This window comes from Daejeonella sp. JGW-45, assembly GCF_029360805.1.
Classification (GTDB): domain Bacteria; phylum Bacteroidota; class Bacteroidia; order Sphingobacteriales; family Sphingobacteriaceae; genus Daejeonella.
The window spans coordinates 453,326-478,683 of record NZ_JARKNC010000006.1 but is presented as its reverse complement, the minus strand read 5'-3'; the positions used below and the strand labels follow the sequence as shown (position 1 = coordinate 478,683).

Sequence of the window (25,358 nt, the reverse complement as noted above, 5' to 3'; positions counted from 1 at the left end):
TGCCTGTTTAACCGCTGAGTATGATACGGGGGCAAGCCCTATGTCATAGTTTAAAAGGAATTCTGGCCTTGATATTCAAAGGGCACAAAGCAGGCCTGATTATACCAGACAACATTTTTAAAACTTTGCGCTCTTCGCGTGTACTTTGCGATCTTTGCGTTTAAATATGCGTAACTAAGCTCTGCGTTAAAAAAACCGGCCAGCAAGGAAAAAATGTTTAAACCGATCAAATTAAACCTCCCTCAATACCCCTTCCGTTTAAAACAGGAAGATGACACACTTTCTATTTTTGACGAGATAAGGAAGAAATTTCTTGTTCTTACTCCGGAGGAGTGGGTCAGGCAGCATTTTGTACAGTTCCTTATTCGTGAGAAAGGCTACCCGCGTTCGCTTGTTAAGCTGGAGGGCGGGCTGAAGCTGAACTCCAGGCAGAAGCGCTCAGATATTCTGCTGTTCAATAATAGCGGGGAAAAGGTCGTTCTTGTAGAATGTAAGGCGCCTGCCATTAAGATTTCCCAGGAAACGTTCGACCAGGCAGCAAGGTATAATTTTGTCTACCGCGTACAATATCTTGTAGTTACTAATGGGCTGGAGCATTTCTGTGCTGAAATAGATTTCGGGAACGAACAATATAAGTTTCTGTCAGACTTGCCTGCATATTCTTCCGGGATATAATCGCACGAGCCGCGGGTCTGAAGATTTCTTAGCCGAAAGTCAATCTTTTTATAAACCTTCCGTAATATCCGGGCGATTTTTACCGTATAGCCCTTATGACAACAATAAGAATTCCCGGCCTCCCACTGGTCAGAACAATTTTCATAACAATTCTTGTATTTTTTTTAGGAAGCATAATAGCAGCCTGCCAGAAGCTCGATCAAGACCAGCCGCAGGAATTGCTGTCGGCCGTAAATGTGGTCAATGCGAGCATCGGGATGAACCCGGTAGGTTTCTTTATCGGCGGTTCTAAAGTACAGGGTGCCCCTTTGCACTATACCGGGGAAAGCGGGTATTTTATTACTTTCCCGGGCGAAAAGACTTTCGATGCAATTGAGGACACAGCACCGGACTACTTCCTGAAAACGAGTGTTACCTTTAAACAAAACACTTATCACACCATTTTTATAGCCGGTGAGCCCGGGTCAATTACGACCCTGTTTACGGAAGATGACCTGACCGCGCCGCCTGCGGGCAAAGCCAAAATAAGGTTCGTTCAGTTAAGCCCGGATGGAGGAAGCCTTATACTGTCTCTTAAAAACGGCACGGTGCTTTTCCCGGAGCAGGGGTACAAAACGGCGTCAGCATTCAAGGCCTTAGATCCCGGAGTATACGACCTGCAGTTAAAAACCGCGACGGGCGAATTGCTTGCAGAGCAAAACGTAACGATCAATGCAGGGATTATGTATACTGCATGGGTGAAGGGATTAAGATCGAACGCTTCTAACTCCCCTATAGGCTTACAATTGCGTTCTATTAACTAGATTATTAAGGCCGATTTATCTTCTCACCTTGCCAGGCAATGGCATATTTTTATATCTCAATTGCTAAAATGATATTTTAATGGATTATTTTTGCAGCTACAACACGGGCGGGCTTGCTTAAACACACCTGACAGCGGCCTGATCTTTGCTCTCTATGATATTAAGCGCTCTAAAATAAGTTTATACATAAAAATGAGAGTTTATGTTGTCTTATACTTATTACTGATAGCGTTATCCGGCACATCGGTATATGCTGCAAACACTTCAAACTTCAAAACTCCTCAAGCCCGGAATGGAGTCCTGGACCTGCGTAACAATTCTTTCTCTGATGAAATAAAACTTGACGGCCAGTGGCACTTTTACTGGCAACGATTAATAAACCCGGGGGATACGCTGCCCGGCAACGGAATCCTGGTAAATTTTCCACACCGCTGGGACGGGTATCTGCTGAACGGTAAAAAATTGCCGGCTTACGGGTACGCCACCTACACCCTGAAAGTTCTACTACCTGCTGATCACGGCCCTTTAAGGATAGCGATGACCGATGTATATACGGCCTACCAGCTATTCATTAATGGAAAGCCGGCAGCAAAAAACGGCAAGGTCGGTACCTCGGAGAAAGACTTTGAGCCTTCCTGGCAGTACAAGACGATCGATATCCCGCCCAATACAGGCAGTCTCGATATCATTCTGCAGATAGCCAATTTTGCTCACAGCAAAGGCGGCACTAAGAAATCTGTTACCCTAGGCGACCGCGACTTGCTGGAGTTAAATCATAACCGTGCTGATGCCATAGACCTGGTTCTCACCGGATGCCTGGTAATGGGCGGCTTTTTTTTCCTGGGCCTGTATCTCCTCGGTAACCGCGACAAGGCTATTTTACTTTTTGCCCTCTTCACGATCATCTATAGTTACCGGACAATTGGTATCGATAACTATACTTTGCACAGCCTGTTCCCCGATATTTCCTGGCACATAGCGGTCAGGCTGGAATACATGACGCTATTTCTGGGTATCGGTCTGTTTGGGCTCTATACGAGGTATTTGTACCCGGACGATGTTAACCATACTGTAGTGAAAGTAATCACGGTGTTATGTGCGTTCTTTACCATCGCCTCCCTTACACTCGCTCCGTTCTACTTCTCGCAGCTAATTAATCCTTTTTTAGTGGTGATGGTGTTCTGCCTGATTTATATTCCTTATATATACACCATAGCCCACAGGGAAAAGCGGCCCGGCTCCCTGTATGCGCTGATGAGTTCAGTCTCAATAATGTGTGTATTTGCCATTTCCTTACTTCATTACTGGCTCTTCATTCCTGACATGCAGCTTCTGGGCTTCATCTGCTACCTGAGCTTCTTCTTCCTGCAATCGCTGATCCTGTCGCACCGGGTATCTTTCGCGCTCCGGCAGGCGAGCGAGCAAGCTGAAATGGGGCTTGTCGCGAAAAGCGAGTTCTTAAGCACGATGAGCCATGAGATAAGGACACCACTGAATTCGGTAATTGGGATGAGTCACCTGTTACTCAAAGAGGAACCGCGGGCCGACCAAATTGAAAAACTTAATGTGATGCTGTTTTCGGCCAATAATCTTTTGGCAATCGTAAATGACGTTCTCGATTACAGCAAGATCGAAGCCGGCATGATCACATTTGAGCATATCGAAATGGGCGCTGCTATGATCGTAAGAAATATCGTAACGGGCTTGCGGGAGACGGCATCAGACAAGGGCATCGGGCTTACAGTTAAAATTGACGATGAGCTTAAACACAAGGTCCTTGGCGATCCGACAAGGCTCTCGCAGGTTATAACCAACCTGGTACATAATGCAATTAAATTCACACAGGCAGGTTCTGTTGAAGTAAGTATAGAGGTAAAACGCCAGGATGATCAGCAGATGGCGCTTTGTTTCCAGGTCAAAGACACAGGTATAGGTATTCCCGAGGAAAAGCAACGCATAATTTTCGAGCGGTTTACACAGGCAGATTCGTCGACATCACGGGGCTTTGGCGGTACGGGACTGGGCCTCGCTATCAGCAAAAAGATACTGGAACTTCAACATTCCACCCTTCAGCTCGTCAGTGAGGAAGGAAAAGGATCTACCTTCTTCTTTACCCAGATCTTTGAGAAGTGCACCGCCACCACTGAACAAAAAAATAATGAATTCGCCGGGCCGCGGGAAGATAATATGCCCCTGAAGGATGTTCACATATTGGTTGTAGAAGATAACCCGATGAATGTGCTGGTGGCTCAGAAATTTTTGGAGCGCTGGGGCGCCACAATAGATACAGCCATAAACGGCGCCGATGCATTAGATAAAATAAACCCTGCAATACATGGCCTGGTGCTGATAGATCTGCATATGCCGGTAATGGATGGCTACGAAGCTGCCATGAAAATGCGCGCCAGGGGTATCAAAGTGCCCATCATTGCCCTTACCGCCAACCTGCCAAAGGAGGTAGGCGACAAGGTACGTGAAGCCGGCATGAATGATATTGTTGTAAAGCCATTCCTGCCCGATGAGCTATACAGAATGGTGCTTCACTATACCGCGAAAAGAAACCTTACTGATCTACGCTAGATCCTGCAGGCTGTCTTCAAGAATTTTAATCTTGGACAGCGCATCATCCTTTTTCCTGCGTTCGTTGTCCACTATATCGGCTTTGGCGTTCTGAACAAAACGCTCATTAGACAGTTTAGCCTCTACCGATTTCAGGAAGCCTTTTAAGTAATCGATCTCTTTCCCGAGGCGCTCTCTTTCTGCACCGGCATCAATAGTACTGGCCAGTTGAATAAAGAACTCGTCCTTCCCGGCCATAAAAGAAGCGGCACCGCTTACCTTGTCATCTACGAACCGGACCTCGCTGATGTTCGCCAATTTGGAGATGATGCTAAGATATTTATCGTAGGCCATTCCTGAATTGACTCTTATGTTTAAGGGTAAAGGTTCTTTCGGCGATATCTGTTTGATGTTCCTGATGTTCCTGATCTCGCTAACCAGCTGTTTGACCGTATCAATATCCCTTATAAGTCCGCCATCTACCGCACCCAACTCAGGGTAGGCAGCCACGATGCAGCAATCTAACTCAGTTCTTTCTCCAAACAGCTCGTCGTGCCATAGTTCTTCTGTCAGGAAGGGCATAAGGGGGTGAAGCAGCTTTAAGATACGTTCGAAATAGCGAATGGTAGCCTCGTGGGTTTGGGCATCGATGGGCTGCTGATAGGCCGGCTTGATCATTTCCAGGTACCAGGCACAGAAATCATCCCATACGAGCTTATAAATTCCCATCAAGGCTTCTGATAGCCGGTATTGTTTGTAATTCTCCTCTATATCATTCAGCGCCTGGTTAAAAGCTGAGTCGAACCATCTAACAGCCTCCCGGTTAGTACTTACCAGTTCCCGGTCGACCTCAAGTCCTTTGACCAGGCGAAAAGCGTTCCATATTTTATTTGCAAAGTTTCTTCCCTGCTCACAGTAAGCTTCGTCAAACATCAGGTCATTACCCGCCGGGGAGCATAAGAGCATTCCAACGCGGACACCATCAGCACCATATTTATCTATCAGATCGATCGGATCGGGTGAATTACCTAGCGACTTGGACATCTTTCTGCCCTGCTTATCCCTTACGATACCGGTGAGATAAACATTTTTAAATGGCGCCTGGCCCCGGAATTCGTGTCCGGCCATGATCATTCTCGCTACCCAGAAAAATAATATCTCCGGAGCAGTTACCAGGTCGTTAGTAGGGTAATAATAATTGATATCGGCATTATCCGGATCTTTAAACCCATCAAAAACAGATATTGGCCAAAGCCATGAAGAAAACCAGGTATCCATTACATCTTCATCCTGGCGTATAGCACCTTCGGCCGAACCCGGGAACTGGGCCCTGAACTCTGCCTTTGCTTCCTCTTCGGTTTTTGCAACCACCCACTCCCCTTTTTCATTATACCAGGCTGGTATCCGCTGGCCCCACCAAAGCTGCCTGCTTATACACCAGTCTTTCACGTTCTCCATCCAATGCCGGTAGGTATTGATAAATTTCTCGGGTATCAGCTGAATCTCGCCTGTCAGCACATAATCGAGAGCCGGCCCCGACATCTCCGACATCTTACAGAACCACTGGAGCGATAGCTTCGGCTCGATGGCTGCGTCCGTTCGTTCAGAAAAACCTACCTGCGACCTGTATTCTTCGACCTTTTCCAGGCTTGCTTTTTCTTCGAGCATAACTGCTATCTTCTTCCGCGCTGCAAAACGGTCTTCACCAACAAGGATCTGCGCTTTGTCGTTCAATGATCCGTCATCATTCAATATATCTATGACCGGAAGATTATGCCTGATTCCCAGCTCATAGTCATTAAGATCATGTGCGGGAGTTACCTTCAGACAGCCTGTTCCGAATTCCATGTCTACATAATCGTCTTCGATAACCGGGATTTCCCGGTTGATCAAAGGGATTATAACTTTCTGTCCTTTAAGATGCCTGTAACGACTATCGTTGGGATTGATGCATATCGCAGAATCGGCCATGATGGTTTCAGGCCGGGTTGTGGCGATAACGATGTAATCTGAAGCCGGAGGTTCTGAGGTCTGAGACCCCGTACCTGATACCTCAGACCTGATACCTGATACCTCAGACCCGACACCTGATACCTGATACCTGATATAATAAAGCTTCTGGTTTACTTCTTTGCGGATAACTTCCTCATCGGATACTGCGGTCTTCCCTTTCGGATCCCAGTTCACCATCCGGATACCCCGATATATCCAGCCCTTTCTATAAAGATGGATGAAGGTATCTATCACAGCTTCGGAAAGATCATCCTCCATGGTAAACCTGGTACGGTCCCAGTCGCAGGATGCCCCCAGCTTTTCCAGTTGTTTCAGGATAATACCCCCGTATTTGTCTTTCCACTCATAGGCGTGCCGCATGAATTCCTCACGGCTGACATCCTTCTTTTCAATGCCTTTCTCCTTAAGCAAAGCCACAACTTTTGCTTCCGTTGCTATCGAAGCGTGATCGGTACCGGGTACCCAGCAGGCGTTTTTGCCTTGCATCCTGGCTCTGCGTATCAGTACATCCTGAATTGTGTTGTTGAGCATATGGCCCATGTGCAATACGCCGGTAACATTAGGCGGGGGTATTACAATAGTATAAGGTTCACGCTCATCAGGCACTGAGCGGAAAAACTTCTTTTCAAGCCAGTACTTATACCATTTATTCTCAGATTCTTTAGGACTATACGTTTTCGGAATGCTCATTTTAACAAAGGGGAATTTATTACAAATTTAAGTATTTAAGCGCTGAAATTCGAAGCAGCACACCTAATTCCCGCAAAAAAAGCGGTATCTGAATGCAGGAGAATCACATTTTTTCGGACGGGGGAGCAATAATATTGCCAGCAGATAGTTATATATCGTGATCTGCCTGTTGAAACCAAGATGATAGATACAAGGGAAACATGAAAATTACTCCGAATTTCAAGATTTCGTCATTTTTCCTTGATTACTTAAGGATTGGCCGCATTCTTAGCTGGTTCAACAAATAAAACTTTCCTGTCAATTTTATTCTCCCGGAGAATACTCTTAAATTCACGGGCTGATTCTCAGCTAACTAACCATTTATTAATATGAATAGAAATTATTTAAAAGCCATGCTGTTTGGGGCGGCAAGCTTAGCGTCGATTAACGCAAATGCCCAGCACGATTCGAAACCGGTAAAAAAGGTTGTCCTTATTGACAGGTCGAATATGGACCTGACTGTCAAGCCTGGCGACGATTTTTACAACTATGCGAGCGGCACCTGGATAAAGAATAATCCGGTACCAGCCAAAGAAACCCGCTGGGGAAGTTTTAACCAGCTGCGCGACTTTAATATCAACGCAGTTAAAACCATCCTTGCTGAATCTGCCAGCAGTAAAGCGCCTGCAGGTTCAATTGAAAGACGTGTAGGTGATTTCTATATGGCAGGAATGGATAGTTTAGCCATTGAAAAACTGGGCTATATCCCGATCAAGGCGGACCTGCAGGTGATCACAACGCTTACAGATCTGAACAGTGTGATTGACCATGCTGCTGCTATGCGTACGCGCGGCGCAGGGTCTCCTTTCTTCGGCTTTTTTGTAGGCCAGGATCGCAAGAATGTGAAGAATATTGTTCCGCAGCTTTCGCAAGGCGGCACAACTTTGCCCGACCGGGATTATTACCTGAAAAATGATGCCCGCAGCACAAAGATCCAGGACGCATACAGGGCTTATATTACCCAGCTTTTTACGCTTACGGGAACACCTGCTGCTGAAGCCCGCAAGAATGCCGAGACGATATTCGATTTTGAGAAGAAACTGGCAGCTGCCCAGATGAGCAGAGTCGAAATGCGTGACCCGTATAAAACTTATAACAAATTTGCCGTAAACGACCTGAGCAAGACAACCTCAAACCTTAAGTGGCAGCATTTGCTGCCGCTGATGAAAGTAAGCGGCCAGGATACCGTCCTGGTAAATTCACCGGCTTTCTTTTCAGAGCTTAATACAGTGCTGGCCAGCACTCCGGTCAGCGATCTGAAAACTTATCTGACATGGAATCTGCTGAAAAGCTCGGCACCTTACTTAAGCTCTGATTTTGTGGATGCAAATTTCGCTTTTAACCAGGCACTTACAGGGCAGAAGATTCAAACCCCACGCTGGCAGAGGATGTCATCTTTAACAGACGGCACTGTTGGAGATCTATTAGGGCAGCTTTATGTAGAGAAACATTTCAAGCCGGAAGCTAAAGCACGGATGCAGGAATTAGTAAGCAACCTGGTAAAGGCTTATGAAATAAGGATCAAAAACCTGGACTGGATGAGTGCTCCTACCAAGCAAAAGGCGCTTGATAAGCTGCATGCTTTTACGCCGAAGATTGCATATCCTGACAAATGGAAAAACTATGAAGGACTGCAGATAGACAGAAAATCATTTTTCCAAAACTTGAAGAATGCAAGTGCCTGGAGTTATCAGGATATGGTCAGCCAACTGGGGAAGCCGGTTGATAAAACCAGGTGGGGCATGACGGCACCAACTGTAAATGCTTACTACAATCCGGTAAACAACGAGATCGTTTTCCCGGCAGGCATCCTGCAGTTTCCTTTCTTTGACCCTAACGCGGATGATGCTGTGAACTACGGCGGTATCGGCGCTGTGATAGGCCACGAGATATCGCACGGATTTGACGATTCGGGCAGCCAGTATGATAAGGATGGCACTTTACGCAATTGGTGGACTGAAGAAGACATGACCCGCTTCAAAGCAAAAGCAAAAACCTTGCAGGAACAATTCGATGCTTATACTGTTCTTGATACGCTGCATGTAAATGGCAAACTGACCCTTGGCGAGAACATCGGCGATCTTGGCGGACTTAACGCTGCCTATGAAGCATTTAAAATGACCGCGCAGGGAAAAAGCAATGAGAAAATCGACGGGTTTACTCCTGATCAGCGCTTCTTCCTGTCGTGGGCTCAAGTCTGGAAAGGCAATATTCTGAACGAAACAGCTGCACAGTTTATTGTTACCGATCCTCACTCACCAGGCCCGTACCGTACAATCGGTGCACCCGTTAACATGGATGCATGGTATGAAGCGTTCGACATTAAGCCTGGAGATAAGCTATATAAGAAACCAGAAGACCGGATCCGGATCTGGTAATTTTCAGTAATAATTTGTAGAAGCCCTGCGTTTGTGTAATTTCAAATTCAGGGCTTTTTTATGTTTGATTCGTTGAATATCGCAGATATCATCCTGATCCTGATTATGGGGCTGACAGTTTACAGTGCATTCAGGAAGGGATTCATAGAGTCACTAACCGAGCTTAGTACCTGGCTTGGCAGCTTCCTGGTGGCATTTTTCTTATCCGACCAGATCGTCCGCCTCTTACATCAATTTAATATTACCGGCTTTTGGATAAGGCCCGTTTTTTTTATCATACTACTTATCCTTACCAGTCGTATGATTTTGATCTCATGGGACCGGCTGTCGGCATACATCCCTGGCGACGCCCACTATCATTGGTCCAATAAAGTTGCGGGAATTCTCCCTGGTCTCGTTTCGGGCGTTGTATATGCATCATTAGTCTCATTTTTCCTATCGGCCTACCCTCTCGGAAATCTTACCCAACGAACCAAAGACAGTAAGTTGGCGGGATTGTTAAATAACCCTGAGAAATGGCCGGGCAAACCCATCGCTGATATGGCAAGTGATCTCGGCTATATGGCGCAGCGGAATATTACCGTTCGTACGAAAGGCAATGAGATGGTTACCCTGCCTTTTAAAACAGACCGCTTTCAGCCGCGGCCCGACCTGGAAATAAGGATGCTCCAACTTATAAATAATGAACGGAAAAAGAAGGGGCTTCAACCCATGGTTTTTGATAAAAAGTTAGCCGGAGTAGCCTTGAAGCATTCTGCAGATATGCTTCAGCGGGGCTATTTTTCACACTATAACCCCGAGGCAAAAAGCCCTTTCGACCGGATGCGGGCAGGCCGGGTATCTTTTACTGTCGCGGGTGAGAACCTGGCCTTAGCTCAGACACTGCAGTCGGCTCATGAAGGACTAATGGAGTCGCCTACTCACCGTGCCAATATTTTAAGCGCATCATTTGGCAGGGCAGGGATAAGTATTTTAGATACCGGTATTCATGGGATCATCGTTACCCAGAATTTTAGAAATTAAAGCAAATAATAACAGACTGCTGATATTTACCTAGCTTTGCTTGCAATCTTTTTTAAGCAGAAAATTGACAACAATTGCGCTCCACGCCCGTTTAAACAAGATCGAATTATATCAATGTTGAAGTATTTATTAGTTTTTCTTATTTGCTTTTGTGGGATCAGTTTGTCGGCCCAAAATACAAAACCCGGCTTTAAAGCCATGATTGATAGCCTAACTGACCCTCGAATACCCCGGCTTACAGTAGAGGAATTTATTAAGATGGACAGAAATGACGTCTATTTGCTTGACACCCGGGAAAAGGAGGAATACGAGGTTAGTCATTTAAAGAACGCCAGGAATGCAGGTTACTTTTGGTTTGATATGCGGACTGTTTATGACATACCCTTCGATGCTCACGTTGTTGTTTACTGCACGGTAGGCAGCCGGAGCGGAAAGATAGCTGAAAAGCTTCTTAATGCTGGATATAAAAATGTCTATAACCTTTACGGCGGTATATTTGAATGGATCAATTCCGGCCAGCCGGTGTATAAACAGAATGGGGCGCAGACATCGGAAATTCATACATATAGTAAAGATTGGGAACCCTGGGTTGAAAGAGGCACAAAGGTGAATTAGCTTCCCGCATTTATGAACGAACAACTTAATTTCACAATTACTGCGGACGGTTCAAAAACTATTTTCAATCCGGCAATTGGTGAGCATTATCATTCCCGCCATGGAGCCTTGCAGGAAAGCAGGCACGTCTTTCTTCAGTCCGGCCTTAATTATTTCCTGGGCGATGAAATAAAAGAGGCGAGTGTCCTGGAGGTTGGATTTGGTACAGGGCTTAACTTCTTAGTATCCGCAGATCATTGTTATCTGAATAATATTAACCTGCAGTATACCGGTATTGAGGCTTTTCCTTTGAGTCTGGAGATTATTCGCGACAGCGGCTACGATCAGTATATTTCACCCCAGGTATGGCGGGCATACGCACACGCTTATGAAAAGGCGCTCCGGAAGGAAACATCCATATTGCCCGGATGCCAACTTTACATTGATACAACCACCCTGCTGACCTTTCAATCAGAGAAGATTTTTGACGTCCTCTACTTCGATGCGTTCGCAGCTATCCACCAGCCGGAAATGTGGACTGAAGAAGCGCTCAGGCATGTCGCCGGATTTCTTCGAAAAGGCGGTGTTTTTGTAACATATGCCATCACCGGCAATCTTAAACGAACAATGAAATCTCTTGGCTTCTCCATCGAAAAAGCTCCCGGGGCCGCGGGAAAACGAGAGATGCTGAGAGCGGTGAAGCTCTGACAAGGCTCATCTCATAACTTAATTATTATTTTTGCTGCAAATTATTCATATGCCCGTTAACACCATTCCCCCTTCAGGCGCAACTCCGGCCGAATCCTTTGAGCGCTTATTAACCATCATGAATACTCTTCGTGAGCAATGTCCCTGGGATAAAAAACAGACCATGGAAACCCTGAGGCACCTGACCATAGAAGAGACCTACGAGCTATCTGATTCTATCCTGGAGGGTGATATGACTGAGATAAAGAAAGAGTTGGGGGATATTATGCTGCATCTGGTTTTCTATACACGCATTGCCTCTGAATCCAAAGCTTTTGACATCGTGGAAGTCTTAAACGGAATATGCGATAAGCTTATCCATCGCCATCCGCATATTTACGGTGATGTAGTAGTGGATGATGAGAATGATGTTAAACGCAACTGGGAGCAACTCAAATTAAAAGAGGGAAACAGGTCTGTGCTTGGCGGAGTACCGGTATCACTTCCTGCCCTCGTCAAAGCCTCAAGAATCCAGGAAAAAGCACGCGGAGTTGGATTTGACTGGGATAAAAAGGAGCAAGTCTGGGAAAAAGTTGAAGAGGAACTGCGGGAGTTCAAAGAAGAGCTGAATGTTGGGAATGGCGAGGCAGTTGATAAAGAAAAAGCAGAAGCCGAGTTTGGTGACCTGCTGTTCTCGCTGATAAACTATGCGCGTTTTATAGATATCAACCCTGAAGATGCCTTGGAAAAAACCAACAGAAAGTTCATCAAGAGATTCCAATACCTGGAAAGCCAGGCAAAAGAATTGGGAAAAAACCTTAAGGATATGACCCTCGCCGAAATGGATGTTTTCTGGAACCAGGCTAAAAAGCTATAAATGATCAGATATTTATCTTCCATGTTGCGTTTTAAAAACAACGCTCGTATTGACATGTAAAAGTGACCTGGAATGAAACGATTAATTTTCTCAGCTATCGGTGTTACTCTGACCTTTATTTGGATCGTCTATACCGCGCCGCCTATACAGGGGAAGAATAGTACGTCTGATGATGTTCAGATCAAAACCATCAACAAATCCGGATCGGGATCAGCCATGAAACAATCTGTTTACAAAACGTTTAAGCCTGACACAACCAATATCAGAAAAACATTGCTTGTGAGCTCCACTTCAGAAGTTTTTATTATGAACCGGCCATAGAAGAATAAACCATATGCTATCATCCTAATAACGATATAGCCTGACGCGATAAATTTGTAAATGTTTAAGAAACCGGTTGTTTCTGAAGAAGAGCTCATTCAGAAATGCAAGCAGGGTAACCTCAGGCACCAGGAAGCGCTATACATGCGGTTCTATAGCTATGCTATGGGTGTAGGTTTGCGCTATCTGCCCGACCGGGATGATGCATTGGAAGTTGTGAATGATTCCTTTATAAAAGTATTCAAGTCCATAGAAAGTTTTAAAAACGAACAAAATTTTAAACCCTGGCTAAGGAGGATAGTTGTTAATACCGCGCTCGACAGAAGAAGAAAAGACCTGAAGCATCAAAATCAACTAGCCCTTGAAGATGCTGAATATGTGTCTTTTGCTCCGCAAGCGATCGCACATTTGAATTCGCAGGATATCCTGAAGCTTTTAGATACCCTTCCTTATGTACAGCGGACAGTTTTTAATATGTATGAAATTGATGGTTATAATCACGAGGAGATTGGAGAACTGCTCCAGATATCCGCAAGCTCTTCCAGGGTTAATCTCAGCCGGGCTAAAGAAAAATTGAGAGAGGCGCTTAGGTTGGAACAATCAGAATATGAAAGAAAATGACGGATCAGGAACTTACAGATAAGATCAGTCAGGTATTTGACGAATTCGAAGACCCGGCAGCCGGATACGGTTGGCAGGAACTCCGGAAGAAATATCCTGAAAAGCATGCAAGGCCTGCCCTGATCTGGTGGAGTACTGCTGCGGCTATCCTTCTTATGATTTCCGGAATTTGGTTAGCAGTGCCTGATACTGAGGTCGGCAAGCTTGCCGCGGACAAAGCCGGGGTAAAGGACCAAACAGAGAATCACCCAAAGACAACGGAAACCATAAGGAAAGATCGCCTGAGCACACCTGAGAATGCCGTGGACGAGATACCTGTCCCGGCGTCCGGGAATGTAGCTATCAACATTTTAAAGCGGTCCAAAGCCGATGACAAAAAATCTTCCGCTCCGGATAATAAACTGCGGTCATCGCAGGTAGCATCCCCGTCCGCGGCCATGGATGTGAACATGCTGTCAGCTTCTCTCTCACCAGCTTTGCCAGTAGCTGGGAATAACCCTGGCCAGGCACCGCTGATCACTCTACCGCAGCCCCTTAGGCCAGCACTGGATAAGACGGACGCCAGTGCAGAAAGGGATTCGGCACTTAATGTTACGGCGAGAATGCTTGCTTTGGCACAACCTGCGGCTGCCGGGGATGATCACCTGCATAAAGTGGAGGAGCAACCTTATAGATCACAGAAGGTGGCTTCAAAAAATAACATGATAAGCTTCTATGCCGGATCGTTCTTTAATTATGCTCTGGGAAGCGAAACCACGCTTAACTTCGGGGCTGGCTTTACTTCAGATATTAAGCTTGGTAATAATTTACGGCTCTCTACCGGACTCGCACTTGCAAATAATAGTCTGAGTTATAATAACGGTGTTCCGGCGAGCGGGAAAGAGAAGTTGACCTTTGACATGCAGCCTTCATTTGCTGCCGGAGGTAACAACAACCTTACCACGATAACGAAGTATGATGCAAGCCTGCTTGCTTTAGACATCCCGCTTAACATCAAGTATCTTCTTATCCCTGAAAATAACACGCTTTATATGCTGGCCGGTCTCAGTTCGGGAACCTATCTTAATGAAAAATATTCATTAAGATATAAGAAATATAACCCTGCAGGCTTCTACGCCGGCCAGGATCAGGGGAGCACTGTAAGAACTAATTTCCAGACATTTGACTTCGCCCGCACACTGAATATTTCTTTCGGGTATAGTACCAATCTGGGAAAAACACAGAACATAACGATTGAGCCGTTCCTGAAATACCCTCTGGGGGGCCTGGGCAGTGAAGACCTCAGATTTGGCTCTACCGGGCTGAATATTAAGTTGAATTTCTCAAGTTTAAAAAAATGAAATTAACGGCCTGCCTTCAAACATTTATAAATATGCTTATGATAGTCCCATTCGGACGGGCCTCATCGCATATAAACGTATACATACGATGAAAAACCGGATAATCATATTACTTTTGACGGCCAATATGGCGTTCATGACAGGCTGCGAAGAAAAAGAGAACCCGTTGTGTGGAGGCAGCGACCCTGCAAGTGACCTGCCCTGGTTAAAGCAGGAAATTAACCGGCTGAGCGCAATAAGCAGTTGCAACAGCATTTCCAGATCAACCTATAAAAAAGAAACTGTGTTCATTTTTTCGAGTTGTGAGCCAAATTTCAACAGCATTCCCTTTTTGTACCGGTGTGACGGAACGAGGATCAATCTTGAACCCGCAGATTACCAGGATCTGAAGTTTACCGGAAGCATTGAACTGATCTGGAAGAGCAAGTAGAACAAAACGAATTTAACCTTTAACCTATGAAATATTTTTTAAAAACATCTGTAGTTATCCTTGGAGTAGTCTTTATGTCAAATACTTCTTGCGAAAAAGAAACGCTTACCGGCGTAAAAACATCCCGTTTCGATAGTCCCGTAGAGCTTTTGGTAGATGAAAAGGTAACCTTTTCAAAGAATTCCAAAGAACTTACACTCACGCTCGTAAGCCTGTCTGACAGCCGCTGTGCCAAAAACGTACAGTGTATATGGGCAGGGAATGCAGTGGCTAAAGTTCAGTTAAGTGGTGCAGATGGCTCAGAAGCCGAGCTGAGTCTATGTATTGGTGAATGCGATAAGGTGGTTAAGACATCAGATACACTTTCAGTGAGCCTGAATGATACAAATTATAAAGTCATTCTGAATGAGGTCAAGAACGAGGGGATCAATAAAGCAGTTCTGACGGTAAAAAAGATTTAACTATTTAAATGTTATCGCCTTTAAAGGAGAAATTCTTGTAACAAGCAGGGAAGGAATTAGCAGCACAAGGATGCTGATTAACAGTGTACCCGCATTTAAAAGGAGAATATCCTGAATTTCCAGCTGTACCGGAACGAAACTTATATAATACGAAGCCTGATCCAGCTTAAAAAAATGAGTTTTGTTTTGGAACAGGCCCAGGCCTGCGCCTAAAATATTGCCAAGCAGTAGCCCAAACGCAATGAGGTAAGAAGCGTTGTAAAGGAATACTTTCCTGATCTTCCAATTCGTGCTTCCCAATGCTTTAAGGATGCCGATCATGTTGGTGCGCTCCAGGATCATAATAAGCAATGCAGAAATCATATTAATAACCGCGACCGCCATCATTAATACCAGAATAACCTGGGTGTTCACATCCAGAAGCGATAGCCATTCAAATATGGTAGGATAATATTCTTTAACGGTGTACGAGCGTAGGTCGATATTAATATCATCGTATACTACATTTGCCGTCTGATCCAGTTCTTCGAAATCCTTAACCCTCAGTTCATATCCGCCCACCTGAGCGGGGCTCCAGTTATTAAGACTCCTGACCAGGTTAATGTCACCAATCACGAAAGTTTTATCTACTTCCTCCACTCCCAGGCTGTATATCCCGGAGATAACGAATTTTCGCTTCCGTAACGAATTTTCGATAAAATACATCAGAAAGTCGTCACCAACCTTCAGGTTAAGTCTGTCGGCGGTATATTTAGAGATCAGGATCTGCGTCCTGGATTTGACACTATCCGTAAAGTCTATGACTTTTCCGGCGACAAGAGTTTTCTTAAAATAAGCCCAGTTGTAAGTTTTATCGACCCCCTTTAATACGACCCCTTCTACCTCGTCATTGGTATTAATGATACCCGGTTTCGTAGCAAAAGGCTGGACGTAAGCGATATTAGGTGTAACAAGGAGTTCGTTTAGCTTCTTCGGATCAATGATAAAAGGCGAGTTCTCATAGGAGCTGTTCAGGTCCAGCCGGGATATTTGAATGTCGCCGGAAAATCCCCTGACCTTTTCCCGGATTTCGGCTTTGAATCCTTTTACAATAGCCACTGCCAGGATCATCACAGCCAGGCCAAGCATAATGCCCAGGATGGCAATGCGAACAATTAGCTTCGAAAAAGTCCGCTGAGAATTAAACGTGATCCGTTTAGCAATAAATAGAGGAAGATTCAAGCTGCTATAGTTTAGTGTCCTGTTCAAAGATGCAACTTTTGCCGGACTAATCGTTACATCGTCACGCGCCATAGTTTCGGATTTTCGGCTTAAATTAGCAGACGATTTGACTGAAAGCTGAAAGCTGAGAGCTGAGAGCTGAGAACTGAAAACTGAAAACTGAAAACTGAGAGCTCATACCTAACACCTGACATCAATATGAAAGTCGTCTTTATGGGTACGCCCGATTTTGCTGTAGCTTCCTTAAAAGCACTTCTGGATAATGGGATTGAAATCGTTGGCGTGGTTACAGCGCCGGATAAGCCGGCAGGGAGGGGTCAGAAAATAAATGAGTCGGCTGTAAAAAAATATGCCGTTGAACAGAGATTAAAAGTGCTTCAGCCCGTCAAACTCAAAGACCCTGCATTTCTTAATGAACTTCGCTCCCTGAATGCTGATCTGCAGGTGATAGTGGCATTTAGAATGCTGCCGGAGGTGGTTTGGAATATGCCTCCCAAAGGAACCATTAACTTGCATGCCTCTCTCCTGCCGCAATATCGCGGTGCTGCTCCAATAAACTGGGCGATCATCAATGGCGAGAATGAAAGCGGCGTGAGCACATTTTTCTTAAAACAAGAGATCGATACAGGAGACTTGCTTTTTGCCGAACGTGTTGCCATTAACGAGAGCGATACTGCCGGCGATCTTCACGATAAGCTTATGGCCACCGGGGCGCAGCTTCTCGTCAGGACGGTAAAAGCGATCAGCAACGGCGGATATACCGAAGCCCCCCAGCCATCATTGCCCGAGCTGAAGATTGCACCGAAAATCTTTAAAGACGACTGCCTGGTCAACTGGGACCAGCCGGTAGAAAGCGTTTACAACTTTATCCGCGGCTTAAGCCCCTATCCTACGGCCTTTACACCCTTGCATGATAAGTCGCTGAAGATCTTTAGTGCAGTTCCCGAAAAATCGGACCCGGATTTGCAGCCTGGGGCATACATAACTGATAATAAAACCTTTTTAAAGTTTGCCTGCAATGATGGCTTTATTTCTGTAAAAGACCTGCAACTGGAAGGAAAGAAACGAATGAAAGTTGACGAATTCCTTCGAGGCGCCAAACTGTAAAGGCATTGGCATCAGGTATTCAGTTTCTGTGTAAGAAACCTCGAAACCTCGTTAAAATACCTCTTATTATTATAGCCCATCACCCACTGAATTCCCCGGGCTGCGTTGGTTAGGAAAACTTCATCGGCTTCATTTAAAATATCCGGACTGATCTGTGCCTCTATTAATTCAACATCGTTCTCCCGGGCAAGCCTGATCACAGCCTGGCGCATAACGCCCGCAATACAGCCTTCTGCAAGAGCCGGAGTGTATAGCTTCTTGTCGTACACCACAAAAACATTACTGCTCATGGATTCGCACAAAAAGCCGCTATTATTAAGTACCATTACCTCGTCGAGCGAGTTTTGGCTTTTGAAGATCCCTGCGAGAACATATAGAAGAGAATTGCAGGTTTTCAAATTCGAGAGAATGTTTACAGGCTTGGTGATTTCATCAAACACGTCAATGATCAGCCCCTTCTCATTAAAAGCATAGTAATCTTCAGACAATTTGGAGGCCTCCAGGACATAACCCATTTTATTGGAAGCGGGACTGTACAATCCTTCGCCATCGCGGTAGGCCGTCAGCCTTATCCGGGCGTTCGGCCCTGTTTTATTTCTCCGGGTGAGTTCTTCGACCTTTTCCCGTATGAACCAGACATCTACCTGCGCCCAGGAGTCCATTTTAAGCAGCTTCAGGCCCTTCGTGATCCTGTCGCAATGCATATCCACAAATTTCACTTCTCCCTTCATTAGCCTCATCGACTCGAAAAGACCGTCCCCGAACTTAAATCCACGATTTGATGCCGTTAAAATCTCCTGATCAGCGGGCACGATAGCCCCATTGAAATTAATGAACTGCTTGCTCATGAATTATTCTTTAATGTAATTGCGCCATTTTTCGAGTACCGAATTAAAATCTACAGGAAGATCAGTTTCGAAATGAATAAACTTCCGGGTGGAGGGATGTATAAAACCCAGGGATTTAGCATGGAGCGCCTGCCTTGGCATCAGCGCGAAGCAATTCTCTACAAATTGCCGGTATTTGTTAAATACCGTGCCTTTGATTATCCGATCGCCTCCATATGTGCTGTCATTAAATAAAGGGTGACCAATATGCTTCATATGGGCGCGTATCTGATGAGTGCGTCCTGTTTCAAGCTGACATTCAATCAAGGTCACGTAGTTAAAGCGTTCAACGACTTTATAATGCGTTACCGACCATTTTCCATGAGCTTCATCGTCATAAACCGCCATTACCTTTCTGTCCTTCATACTCCTTCCGATATAGCCCTTTACGGTTCCGTCATCTTTAAGATCGCCCCAAACCAGGGCCAGATATTTTCTTGTTATAGAATGATCGAAGAATTGTTTTGCAAGGAAGGTGATAGCCCATTCGTTCTTACTCACCAAAAGCAATCCTGAAGTGTCTTTATCGATCCGGTGTACAAGCCCCGGCCGGCCATCATTACCTGGCAGCTGCGGAAGCTTCCTTACATGGTGAACAAGCGCATTTACAAGCGTACCTGTATAGTTGTTAAATCCAGGGTGTACAACCATGCCCGGAGCCTTATTTACCAGTATCACATCATCATCCTCGTACACAATGTCTATTGGGATATCCTCAGGATAAATCTCGGTATCCCTTGGCGGATGCGGCAGTACCAGGGAGACCACATCCAATGGTTTGACCTTATAGCTCGCTTTAACTATTTTATCGTTAACCAGAACGTTACCTGCATCGATTGCATTTTGTATCCGGTTACGGGATGTGTTCTCCGTACGTATAATTAGAAATTTGTCCAATCGCAGCAAGGACTGCCCCTTATCCACCACGATCCGCAGGTGTTCGTACAGATCCTGTTCCTCTAATTCCTGGACGTCATTTTCCTCGGTCATGCCGCAAAAATAATTCTTTATAGCCATTATCTTCACATAAAACAAATGCCATAATTTGAGGTTTTTTGGTAATGCGGGTAAACTCCGTTTAACAGAATTATAAAAAGAGTTAACTTTACCTGTAATTTTATTTCAACCAGGATGAAAAATATTCTTAAAACCACATTGGCAGTTTTCTTTTTATCGGCTTTAGGTGCTGCTAACGTTTCTGCCCAAAGCGATATTTCTGAATTGATAAAGTCAAGCCCTGCAGATGCGACTAAACTTGCGCAGGCATATCTAAGACCTCTTTTTAAAGGGTTTGGGGTTGGCTTAAACTCGGGCTGGAACAATACAGCTCATTCTAAGAATTTGCTGCGTTTTGATCTCCGCTTCGGAGTGACCGGAGCTGTGGTGCCTCAGAAGGACGAATCATTTGATGTTACCAAAATTGGCTTGTCGTCTAACATCCGGCCGACAAATGCGGCGCAGGTAATAACTCCCACGCTTGCCGGCAACACCAATGATGGAGTTCAACTTTCCGTGTACGATTCACAAAACCGCCTGCTGGAAACGTTCAGGATGCCGGAAGGTACGGGTGTAGGGTTAATTCCAGCACCACAGCTGCAGGGCAGTATCGGTTTACCGAGAGGACTCGAATTTACTTTGAGGGCCATGCCAAAAGTTAACCTTGGGGATGATCTCGGCGAAATAGGAATGTTTGGCGGCGGACTTAAGGTAGAGATCTTGCCTTTAATTTCGGGAGCAGTCGATAAGCTGACGCCGGTTGATGTCGCTGTTGCCATCGGATATACCCAATTCAATTATACAGTGCCGCTTGATGTTCCCGTACCATCAGGCGCCCGGCCTGCTTCCGCAGGACAACCGACCGACTTTTCCGGGCAGAAAGTCGATGCACAATTTTCCGGTATAAATACGGAAGTGATCCTTTCAAAACGATTGCTGGTCTTCACGCCATTCATAAGTCTTGGATATAATTCATCAAAGACCGATGTGGGATTGATAGGGAACTATCCGATCGTAAGCGGTGCAGACCTGCTTGGGCCTACATATACAGTTTTTACCAATCCGGTTAATATTAAGCAGACCGATATCAGCGGCTTCAGGACTAACCTGGGCTTTCAGCTAAACCTGGCATTTTTCCGGATTTACGGCTCTTACAGCATGGCCGAGTACAACTCTTTCAACGGCGGGATTGGCTTTGGACTAGGGAAATAGCTCAAATCCCTTGACTGGATTAAATACTGACAGCCCGGTTGAGCAAATTTTCGATCCCTTATTTACTGAAAAAGGAATTGAAGTTTTTGTAAAGCGGGATGATATGATCCATCCGTTTATTTCAGGAAATAAATGGCGGAAACTTAAATATATTCTGCTTGAGGCCGACCATCTGGGTAAAAAACACCTGGTCACCTTCGGGGGCGCGTATTCAAATCACCTTATTGCGACTGCCTGTGCAGCCGCCAGGTTTGGCTTTAAAAGTACAGGTATTGTACGTGGTGAAGAAGTTCAAAATGACATCCTTATGCTATGTAAGCTTTTTGGGATGGAACTCAGGTTTACAGACCGCTCATCTTATCGCGACAAGCTCCTTTTATTCAGCGAACTGTTCGGCGATGATCCTGAGACTATGTTTATTGATGAAGGGGGTGCTGGGGAACTGGCAGTAAAGGGCTGTGCTGAACTTATAACAGAACTGTCGGAAGAAGCCTACGACCATATCTTCTGTGCAGCCGGAACGGGAACTACAGCGGCCGGAATAACACACGGAATTGGAGAAGGATCGCTGGTTGCCACAGCCCATATCGTGCCCGTATTAAAGGGCGGTGAATACCTCACCGACGTGATTAAAAAATACACGCCTCATCAGTTTGAAATGCATACAGATTACCATTTCGGCGGCTATGCTAAAACGTCTCCTGAGCTCCTTGATTTTGTGCATTCCCTTTGCCGGTCGACTGGCATTTTGATTGAACCTGTTTATACGGGTAAGATGTTTTTTGCACTTTTTGATCTTGCCTCCCGTGGCAGGTTTGCGCCGGGGAGTAAAATCCTTGCGGTGCACACCGGCGGATTGACGGGTCTGTTGGGTATGTCATCAAAATTCAATCAAGCGGCAACATTCTAAGCGCAAAATACGCCGGGATCTCTATAAAATGCTAAACAAAATTTTGCTGCCTCCGAAATCCAGGCGTTAAAAAACAGGTTTAAACTGTTTAAACCTATTTTTACATAAAAACGCACATAAAGTGCTGAAATTTGCGCATTTGTGCGGTTTATTTTATTTTTGGGAATAAGCAAAAGAGCTATGTATAAATTATCAGTATCCCCGGATCAGGTCAATAAAACGCTTAGCAAGCACATCCTCGCAGACGGATATGATCTTACGTTTGATATGGAAAAAAGTAATGGCGTTTACATATACGATTCCAAACACCGCCGTACTTTACTTGATTTTTTTACATGCTTTGCCTCGGTTCCTCTTGGATACAACCACCCGAAAATGGTTAACGACGAAGAATTCAAGAAGAACCTCATGCTGGCAGCTCTGACAAATCCGTCGAACTCTGATATTTATACGACACAATACGCCCAGTTTGTAGAGACTTTTTCCCGGGTAGGCATACCGGAATATCTTCCACACGCATTTTTTATTGCCGGCGGATCACTGGCCATTGAGAATGCGTTAAAGGTAGCTATGGATTGGAAGGTTCAGAAAAATTATCAGAAAGGTTATACCCGCGAAAAGGGAACAAAGGTTATTCATTTTGAAAAAGCTTTCCACGGCCGCTCGGGTTACACACTCAGTCTAACCAATACCTTGCCCGATAAGACAAAATGGTTCGCCAAATTCGACTGGCCCAGGGTAAGTACCCCAGCAATCCATTTTCCATTTAGTGATGAGGGATATGAAGATCTGAAAAAGAGGGAAGCTTTGTCCATTGCACAGATCAATCAGGCTTTTGCGGATAACAAAGATGACATTTGCGCCATAATCATAGAGCCTATTCAGTCTGAGGGTGGCGATAATCACTTCAGGCAGGAATTCCTTGAACAGCTCAGGCAGTTGTGCGATGATAATGAATGCTTCCTGATTTATGACGAAGTTCAGACCGGAGTAGGCCTCACGGGGAAATTCTGGGCTCATCAGCATTTTGGAGAAAAAGCCCGGCCGGATATCTTAGCTTTCGGTAAAAAAATGCAGGTATGCGGGATCCTGGTTGGCAACAAAGTCGACGAAATAGAAACCAACGTATTTAAAGTACCTTCGCGGATCAATTCTACCTGGGGAGGTAACCTGGTGGACATGGTCAGGTCAACAAGGATCCTGGAGATCATTGAAGAGGATAACCTCTTAAGCAGCGCAGCAATAACAGGTAATTATCTTCAGGAACGCCTTCGCAAGATCTCCGAAAAACATCGGAATATTTCAAATGTACGCGGCCGTGGTTTGCTAACCGCCTTCGACTTTCCAAATAAGGCAATGAGAGATCAATTTATCGCGAAGGGCATGGAAGAGAACGTGATGTTTCTCGGCTGTGGTGATAGAACAATACGTTTCAGGCCGGCACTTATCATTAACGAGGAACAGATTGACAAGGGTCTGGAAACTTTAGAGAAGATCATAGGCTAAGAAACAAACGGCATTCAGTAATCAGGGCAGTGTATATCAGCTGCCGTCCACCGGATCCGGTTATTGATAACTGCCATACATTCATCCATTACTTTAATTCGAACAAGTCATTAACGCCCAACAGTTTTTTACTGGTAAAGCCTTCAGCGTGCACTGCTCCGATAGATTTTCCGAGCTCCCTTGAGCGGGCTTCAATGATCTTGAGAAAATCAGGCGATGATATATAGGTTTGCTGATCATCATTATCAGGATTGAAAAATTGTGTTTTGAAGGCGTGAATACTTTCCAGTTTTTTCTCCCAAAATTCGGTAACGTCTACTAAAATATCAGGCTGAATATACCTGTCCTGGATATATTGCAGAAGCAGACGCGGCCGGAAAGCTTGCTGCTCTTTTCCATCCAGTTGCGTTTTCACCTTAGCAAGGCCAGATAAAAACAGGGCATCATATACTAATTCACCCGCCCGTCCGTGGTCTGGGTGGCGATCATGCAAAGCATTACTAAGCACAATCTCGGGAGCATATTTCCTGATCATCCGGATGATCTTTAATTGATGTTCTTCATCGTTTTTGAAAAACCCGTCGCGCATCCCCAGGTTCTCACGGATATGGAGCCCTAGTATTGCTGTTGATGCGGCCGATTCCTGATCCCTGGTTTCCGCAGTCCCGCGGGTTCCGAGCTCCCCACGGGTAAGATCCACTATGCCGACCTTTTTGCCTGCTGCAATATGTTTTAATATAGTGCCCGAACAGCCTAACTCGGCATCATCGGGATGCACCGCAAATACCAAAATATCTAATTTCATAAGGTTTTACTATTCAATAACTTAATAATTTTCTTTTTTATCCGGGAAGAACCAGGCTTTGTAAATGGGTAGAAAAAATCAACCACTTCACCGTCACGGTTTATAAGATATTTATGAAAGTTCCATCGTGGCACTGCGCCGACATGCCCGTTATGCTTCTTATCAGCCAGGAACTTATAGAGCGGGTGAGCATACTCGCCTCTCACCCGGATTTTCCCAAACAGGTCGAAATGGGTGTCATAGTTATCTTCGCAAAAGTTTGCTATCGCATCACCTTCGAGGGGCTCCTGACCGCCAAAATCATTCGATGGAAAAGCAAGTATCCTGAAATCATCCCCTTCAAAATCGGTTCTCAAAACTTCAAGTTCTTTCAACTGCGGAGTAAAACCACATTCGGAGGCTATATTTACAATAAGAAGTACTTTGTCCTTATAATCGATTAATTTCCGTTCCTCACCGTTCAAACAGGGAACGGTGAACTGGTAAATTGATCTTTCCGTCATAGATTGTACATGTAATAACCCGAGGACTGGATAATTGCTTCTATATCCCGATCCTCCTGCGGATCATATTTGTTTTTGAGGTTATTACCAAAGATACGTGCTACAGACTGATAAAAGAAGGCTGTGACTCCTCCTTTCATTTCCTTAACCAGTTCATAACTGCTATTCCCGGTTTCCCGGTCAATTAGCTTTATTAAGATGCCGCCCTGTGTTATCGTTAAATTTTTGATCTCACGATTAAACATTGCCTTAATTTCATTCTCAAAAGTCTTCACCAGCACTCTTTGCTCCTTCTTGTTCCTGGTGTGCGCAAGATCGGTTTGCAGCCGGGCATATCGCTGTCGTGCAAACATCGCATAAGGCATAACCTTCATAACATTATACCTCAGCCTGTTAAATTTTGCCCTTTCCAGGGGCGATTTGAAAATACGGGTATCTACAATGGTAATTTCAGGAAGGCCTACCCATGGAATAAGTTCGTCGTCAATATTCGTAACAGCAACGACTATGGTATCCTTAACTCCTTTTATGGTTGGATCGTTCTTATATTGGGCTAATGCCATTTTTGACATCAAAGCCACACAAAACATTACCAATAGCCTAAAAAAATTCATAAATTTATACTCTGCAAATTTACAGCTAATATTTTATATATATTAATACCCGGCACGCGTTTAATGTAACCCATAGCGTATGCTTA

General features: G+C 45.0%; 24 protein-coding genes. 17 read left to right on the top strand and 7 right to left on the bottom strand.

Annotated features, from left to right (window positions below):
* The first annotated feature begins 213 nt into the window (after positions 1-213).
* From P2W76_RS09530 to P2W76_RS09520, 3 genes are all read left to right on the top strand, one after another.
* Entirely contained in the window at positions 214-675 is a 462-nt protein-coding gene (locus P2W76_RS09530; protein ID WP_276347568.1) for a type I restriction enzyme HsdR N-terminal domain-containing protein, read from the top strand.
* A gap of 95 nt (positions 676-770) precedes the next feature.
* The gene (locus tag P2W76_RS09525) at positions 771-1,478 is read left to right on the top strand and encodes a DUF4397 domain-containing protein (RefSeq protein ID WP_276347567.1); all 708 of its coding nucleotides are present in this window, start codon (positions 771-773) and stop codon (positions 1,476-1,478) included.
* Between the two features lie 192 nt (positions 1,479-1,670).
* Positions 1,671-4,058, top strand: coding sequence for an ATP-binding protein (locus P2W76_RS09520; protein WP_276347566.1), 2,388 nt, complete (start codon positions 1,671-1,673; stop codon positions 4,056-4,058).
* Here P2W76_RS09520 and P2W76_RS09515 read toward each other — a convergent pair.
* Positions 4,050-6,740: a valine--tRNA ligase gene (locus tag P2W76_RS09515; protein WP_276347565.1), complete on the bottom strand. Its 2,691-nt coding sequence runs from the start codon at positions 6,738-6,740 to the stop codon at positions 4,050-4,052. The two genes, P2W76_RS09520 and P2W76_RS09515, sit on opposite strands and share 9 nt — an antisense overlap.
* A 368-nt stretch (positions 6,741-7,108) precedes the next feature.
* Here P2W76_RS09515 and P2W76_RS09510 point away from each other — a divergent pair, with 368 nt between their 5' ends.
* The 10 genes from P2W76_RS09510 (at position 7,109) to P2W76_RS09465 (ending at position 15,511) form a co-directional block, all read left to right on the top strand.
* The gene (locus P2W76_RS09510) at positions 7,109-9,157 is read left to right on the top strand and encodes a M13 family metallopeptidase (RefSeq protein ID WP_276347564.1); all 2,049 of its coding nucleotides are present in this window, start codon (positions 7,109-7,111) and stop codon (positions 9,155-9,157) included.
* 60 nt (positions 9,158-9,217) lie between these two features.
* A complete protein-coding gene (locus P2W76_RS09505; RefSeq protein WP_276347563.1) occupies positions 9,218-10,180 on the top strand; it encodes a CvpA family protein in 963 nt (320 codons plus the stop codon).
* 198 nt (positions 10,181-10,378) lie between these two features.
* On the top strand, positions 10,379-10,795 hold the full coding sequence (locus tag P2W76_RS09500; RefSeq protein ID WP_276347562.1) for a rhodanese-like domain-containing protein: 417 nt from the start codon (positions 10,379-10,381) through the stop codon (positions 10,793-10,795).
* A gap of 12 nt (positions 10,796-10,807) precedes the next feature.
* Entirely contained in the window at positions 10,808-11,482 is a 675-nt protein-coding gene (gene mnmD / locus P2W76_RS09495) for a tRNA (5-methylaminomethyl-2-thiouridine)(34)-methyltransferase MnmD (RefSeq protein WP_276347561.1), read from the top strand.
* A 49-nt stretch (positions 11,483-11,531) separates the two neighbouring features.
* A complete protein-coding gene (gene mazG / locus P2W76_RS09490) occupies positions 11,532-12,338 on the top strand; it encodes a nucleoside triphosphate pyrophosphohydrolase (RefSeq protein WP_276347560.1) in 807 nt (268 codons plus the stop codon).
* A 72-nt stretch (positions 12,339-12,410) separates the two neighbouring features.
* Positions 12,411-12,659, top strand: a complete 249-nt coding sequence (locus P2W76_RS09485) for a hypothetical protein (protein WP_276347558.1) — start codon at positions 12,411-12,413, stop codon at positions 12,657-12,659.
* Positions 12,660-12,719: 60 nt separating this feature from the next.
* A complete protein-coding gene (locus P2W76_RS09480) occupies positions 12,720-13,280 on the top strand; it encodes an RNA polymerase sigma factor (RefSeq protein ID WP_276347556.1) in 561 nt (186 codons plus the stop codon).
* On the top strand, positions 13,277-14,620 hold the full coding sequence (locus P2W76_RS09475; protein WP_276347554.1) for a hypothetical protein: 1,344 nt from the start codon (positions 13,277-13,279) through the stop codon (positions 14,618-14,620). The genes P2W76_RS09480 and P2W76_RS09475 overlap by 4 nt, the downstream gene beginning before the upstream one ends.
* A gap of 88 nt (positions 14,621-14,708) precedes the next feature.
* The gene (locus P2W76_RS09470) at positions 14,709-15,050 is read left to right on the top strand and encodes a hypothetical protein (protein WP_276347552.1); all 342 of its coding nucleotides are present in this window, start codon (positions 14,709-14,711) and stop codon (positions 15,048-15,050) included.
* Between the two features lie 26 nt (positions 15,051-15,076).
* On the top strand, positions 15,077-15,511 hold the full coding sequence (locus P2W76_RS09465; RefSeq protein ID WP_276347551.1) for a hypothetical protein: 435 nt from the start codon (positions 15,077-15,079) through the stop codon (positions 15,509-15,511).
* Here the strand turns inward: P2W76_RS09465 and P2W76_RS09460 are convergent, their stop codons facing one another.
* The gene (locus P2W76_RS09460; RefSeq protein WP_276347597.1) at positions 15,512-16,732 is read right to left on the bottom strand and encodes an FtsX-like permease family protein; all 1,221 of its coding nucleotides are present in this window, start codon (positions 16,730-16,732) and stop codon (positions 15,512-15,514) included. It abuts the gene before it with no gap.
* Between the two features lie 198 nt (positions 16,733-16,930).
* On the opposite strand from P2W76_RS09460, the gene fmt reads away from it, so the two are divergent.
* On the top strand, positions 16,931-17,839 hold the full coding sequence (fmt, locus tag P2W76_RS09455) for a methionyl-tRNA formyltransferase (protein ID WP_276347549.1): 909 nt from the start codon (positions 16,931-16,933) through the stop codon (positions 17,837-17,839).
* A gap of 11 nt (positions 17,840-17,850) precedes the next feature.
* Here fmt and P2W76_RS09450 read toward each other — a convergent pair whose 3' ends face one another.
* Entirely contained in the window at positions 17,851-18,687 is an 837-nt protein-coding gene (locus tag P2W76_RS09450) for an aminotransferase class IV (RefSeq protein WP_276347547.1), read from the bottom strand.
* 3 nt (positions 18,688-18,690) lie between these two features.
* Positions 18,691-19,716, bottom strand: a complete 1,026-nt coding sequence (locus P2W76_RS09445) for an RluA family pseudouridine synthase (protein ID WP_276347596.1) — start codon at positions 19,714-19,716, stop codon at positions 18,691-18,693.
* A gap of 141 nt (positions 19,717-19,857) precedes the next feature.
* Here P2W76_RS09445 and P2W76_RS09440 point away from each other — a divergent pair, with 141 nt between their 5' ends.
* The 3 genes from P2W76_RS09440 (at position 19,858) to lat (ending at position 23,350) form a co-directional block, all read left to right on the top strand.
* Complete coding sequence (locus P2W76_RS09440) at positions 19,858-20,934, top strand: DUF6588 family protein (protein WP_276347545.1); 1,077 nt, start codon at positions 19,858-19,860, stop codon at positions 20,932-20,934.
* A gap of 10 nt (positions 20,935-20,944) precedes the next feature.
* Positions 20,945-21,844 carry a pyridoxal-phosphate dependent enzyme gene (locus P2W76_RS09435; RefSeq protein ID WP_276347542.1) on the top strand — a complete coding sequence of 300 codons (900 nt, stop codon included), beginning with the start codon at positions 20,945-20,947 and terminating at the stop codon, positions 21,842-21,844.
* A gap of 180 nt (positions 21,845-22,024) precedes the next feature.
* The gene (gene lat / locus P2W76_RS09430) at positions 22,025-23,350 is read left to right on the top strand and encodes an L-lysine 6-transaminase (protein WP_276347540.1); all 1,326 of its coding nucleotides are present in this window, start codon (positions 22,025-22,027) and stop codon (positions 23,348-23,350) included.
* 88 nt (positions 23,351-23,438) lie between these two features.
* Here the strand turns inward: lat and bshB1 are convergent, their stop codons facing one another.
* From bshB1 to P2W76_RS09415, 3 genes are read right to left on the bottom strand one after another with little or no spacing between them, the layout of a single operon-like run.
* Positions 23,439-24,155: a bacillithiol biosynthesis deacetylase BshB1 gene (gene bshB1 / locus P2W76_RS09425; RefSeq protein WP_276347538.1), complete on the bottom strand. Its 717-nt coding sequence runs from the start codon at positions 24,153-24,155 to the stop codon at positions 23,439-23,441.
* Positions 24,152-24,658, bottom strand: coding sequence for a glutathione peroxidase (locus P2W76_RS09420; protein ID WP_276347536.1), 507 nt, complete (start codon positions 24,656-24,658; stop codon positions 24,152-24,154). Before P2W76_RS09420 ends, bshB1 begins: the two co-directional genes overlap by 4 nt.
* The gene (locus P2W76_RS09415; protein WP_346429827.1) at positions 24,655-25,221 is read right to left on the bottom strand and encodes a DUF4294 domain-containing protein; all 567 of its coding nucleotides are present in this window, start codon (positions 25,219-25,221) and stop codon (positions 24,655-24,657) included. The genes P2W76_RS09420 and P2W76_RS09415 overlap by 4 nt, the downstream gene beginning before the upstream one ends.
* Between the last annotated feature and the right edge of the window lie 137 nt (positions 25,222-25,358).

Bases quoted from the DNA above. Each gene is read 5' to 3' on its own strand.
- fmt (WP_276347549.1), top strand. From the start codon at position 16,931: ATGAAAGTCGTCTTTATGGGTACGCCCGATTTTGCTGTAGCTTCCTTA.
- P2W76_RS09525 (WP_276347567.1), top strand. From the start codon at position 771: ATGACAACAATAAGAATTCCCGGCCTCCCACTGGTCAGAACAATTTTC.
- P2W76_RS09510 (WP_276347564.1), top strand. From the start codon at position 7,109: ATGAATAGAAATTATTTAAAAGCCATGCTGTTTGGGGCGGCAAGCTTA.
- P2W76_RS09440 (WP_276347545.1), top strand. From the start codon at position 19,858: ATGAAAAATATTCTTAAAACCACATTGGCAGTTTTCTTTTTATCGGCT.
- P2W76_RS09470 (WP_276347552.1), top strand. From the start codon at position 14,709: ATGAAAAACCGGATAATCATATTACTTTTGACGGCCAATATGGCGTTC.
- P2W76_RS09475 (WP_276347554.1), top strand. From the start codon at position 13,277: ATGACGGATCAGGAACTTACAGATAAGATCAGTCAGGTATTTGACGAA.
- P2W76_RS09450 (WP_276347547.1), bottom strand. From the start codon at position 18,687: ATGAGCAAGCAGTTCATTAATTTCAATGGGGCTATCGTGCCCGCTGAT.
- P2W76_RS09530 (WP_276347568.1), top strand. From the start codon at position 214: ATGTTTAAACCGATCAAATTAAACCTCCCTCAATACCCCTTCCGTTTA.
- P2W76_RS09420 (WP_276347536.1), bottom strand. From the start codon at position 24,658: ATGACGGAAAGATCAATTTACCAGTTCACCGTTCCCTGTTTGAACGGT.
- mnmD (WP_276347561.1), top strand. From the start codon at position 10,808: ATGAACGAACAACTTAATTTCACAATTACTGCGGACGGTTCAAAAACT.
- P2W76_RS09485 (WP_276347558.1), top strand. From the start codon at position 12,411: ATGAAACGATTAATTTTCTCAGCTATCGGTGTTACTCTGACCTTTATT.
- P2W76_RS09445 (WP_276347596.1), bottom strand. From the start codon at position 19,716: ATGACCGAGGAAAATGACGTCCAGGAATTAGAGGAACAGGATCTGTAC.
- P2W76_RS09415 (WP_346429827.1), bottom strand. From the start codon at position 25,221: ATGGCATTAGCCCAATATAAGAACGATCCAACCATAAAAGGAGTTAAG.
- mazG (WP_276347560.1), top strand. From the start codon at position 11,532: ATGCCCGTTAACACCATTCCCCCTTCAGGCGCAACTCCGGCCGAATCC.
- P2W76_RS09465 (WP_276347551.1), top strand. From the start codon at position 15,077: ATGAAATATTTTTTAAAAACATCTGTAGTTATCCTTGGAGTAGTCTTT.
- P2W76_RS09505 (WP_276347563.1), top strand. From the start codon at position 9,218: ATGTTTGATTCGTTGAATATCGCAGATATCATCCTGATCCTGATTATG.
- P2W76_RS09520 (WP_276347566.1), top strand. From the start codon at position 1,671: ATGAGAGTTTATGTTGTCTTATACTTATTACTGATAGCGTTATCCGGC.
- P2W76_RS09500 (WP_276347562.1), top strand. From the start codon at position 10,379: ATGATTGATAGCCTAACTGACCCTCGAATACCCCGGCTTACAGTAGAG.
- bshB1 (WP_276347538.1), bottom strand. From the start codon at position 24,155: ATGAAATTAGATATTTTGGTATTTGCGGTGCATCCCGATGATGCCGAG.
- P2W76_RS09515 (WP_276347565.1), bottom strand. From the start codon at position 6,740: ATGAGCATTCCGAAAACGTATAGTCCTAAAGAATCTGAGAATAAATGG.
- P2W76_RS09480 (WP_276347556.1), top strand. From the start codon at position 12,720: ATGTTTAAGAAACCGGTTGTTTCTGAAGAAGAGCTCATTCAGAAATGC.
- lat (WP_276347540.1), top strand. From the start codon at position 22,025: ATGTATAAATTATCAGTATCCCCGGATCAGGTCAATAAAACGCTTAGC.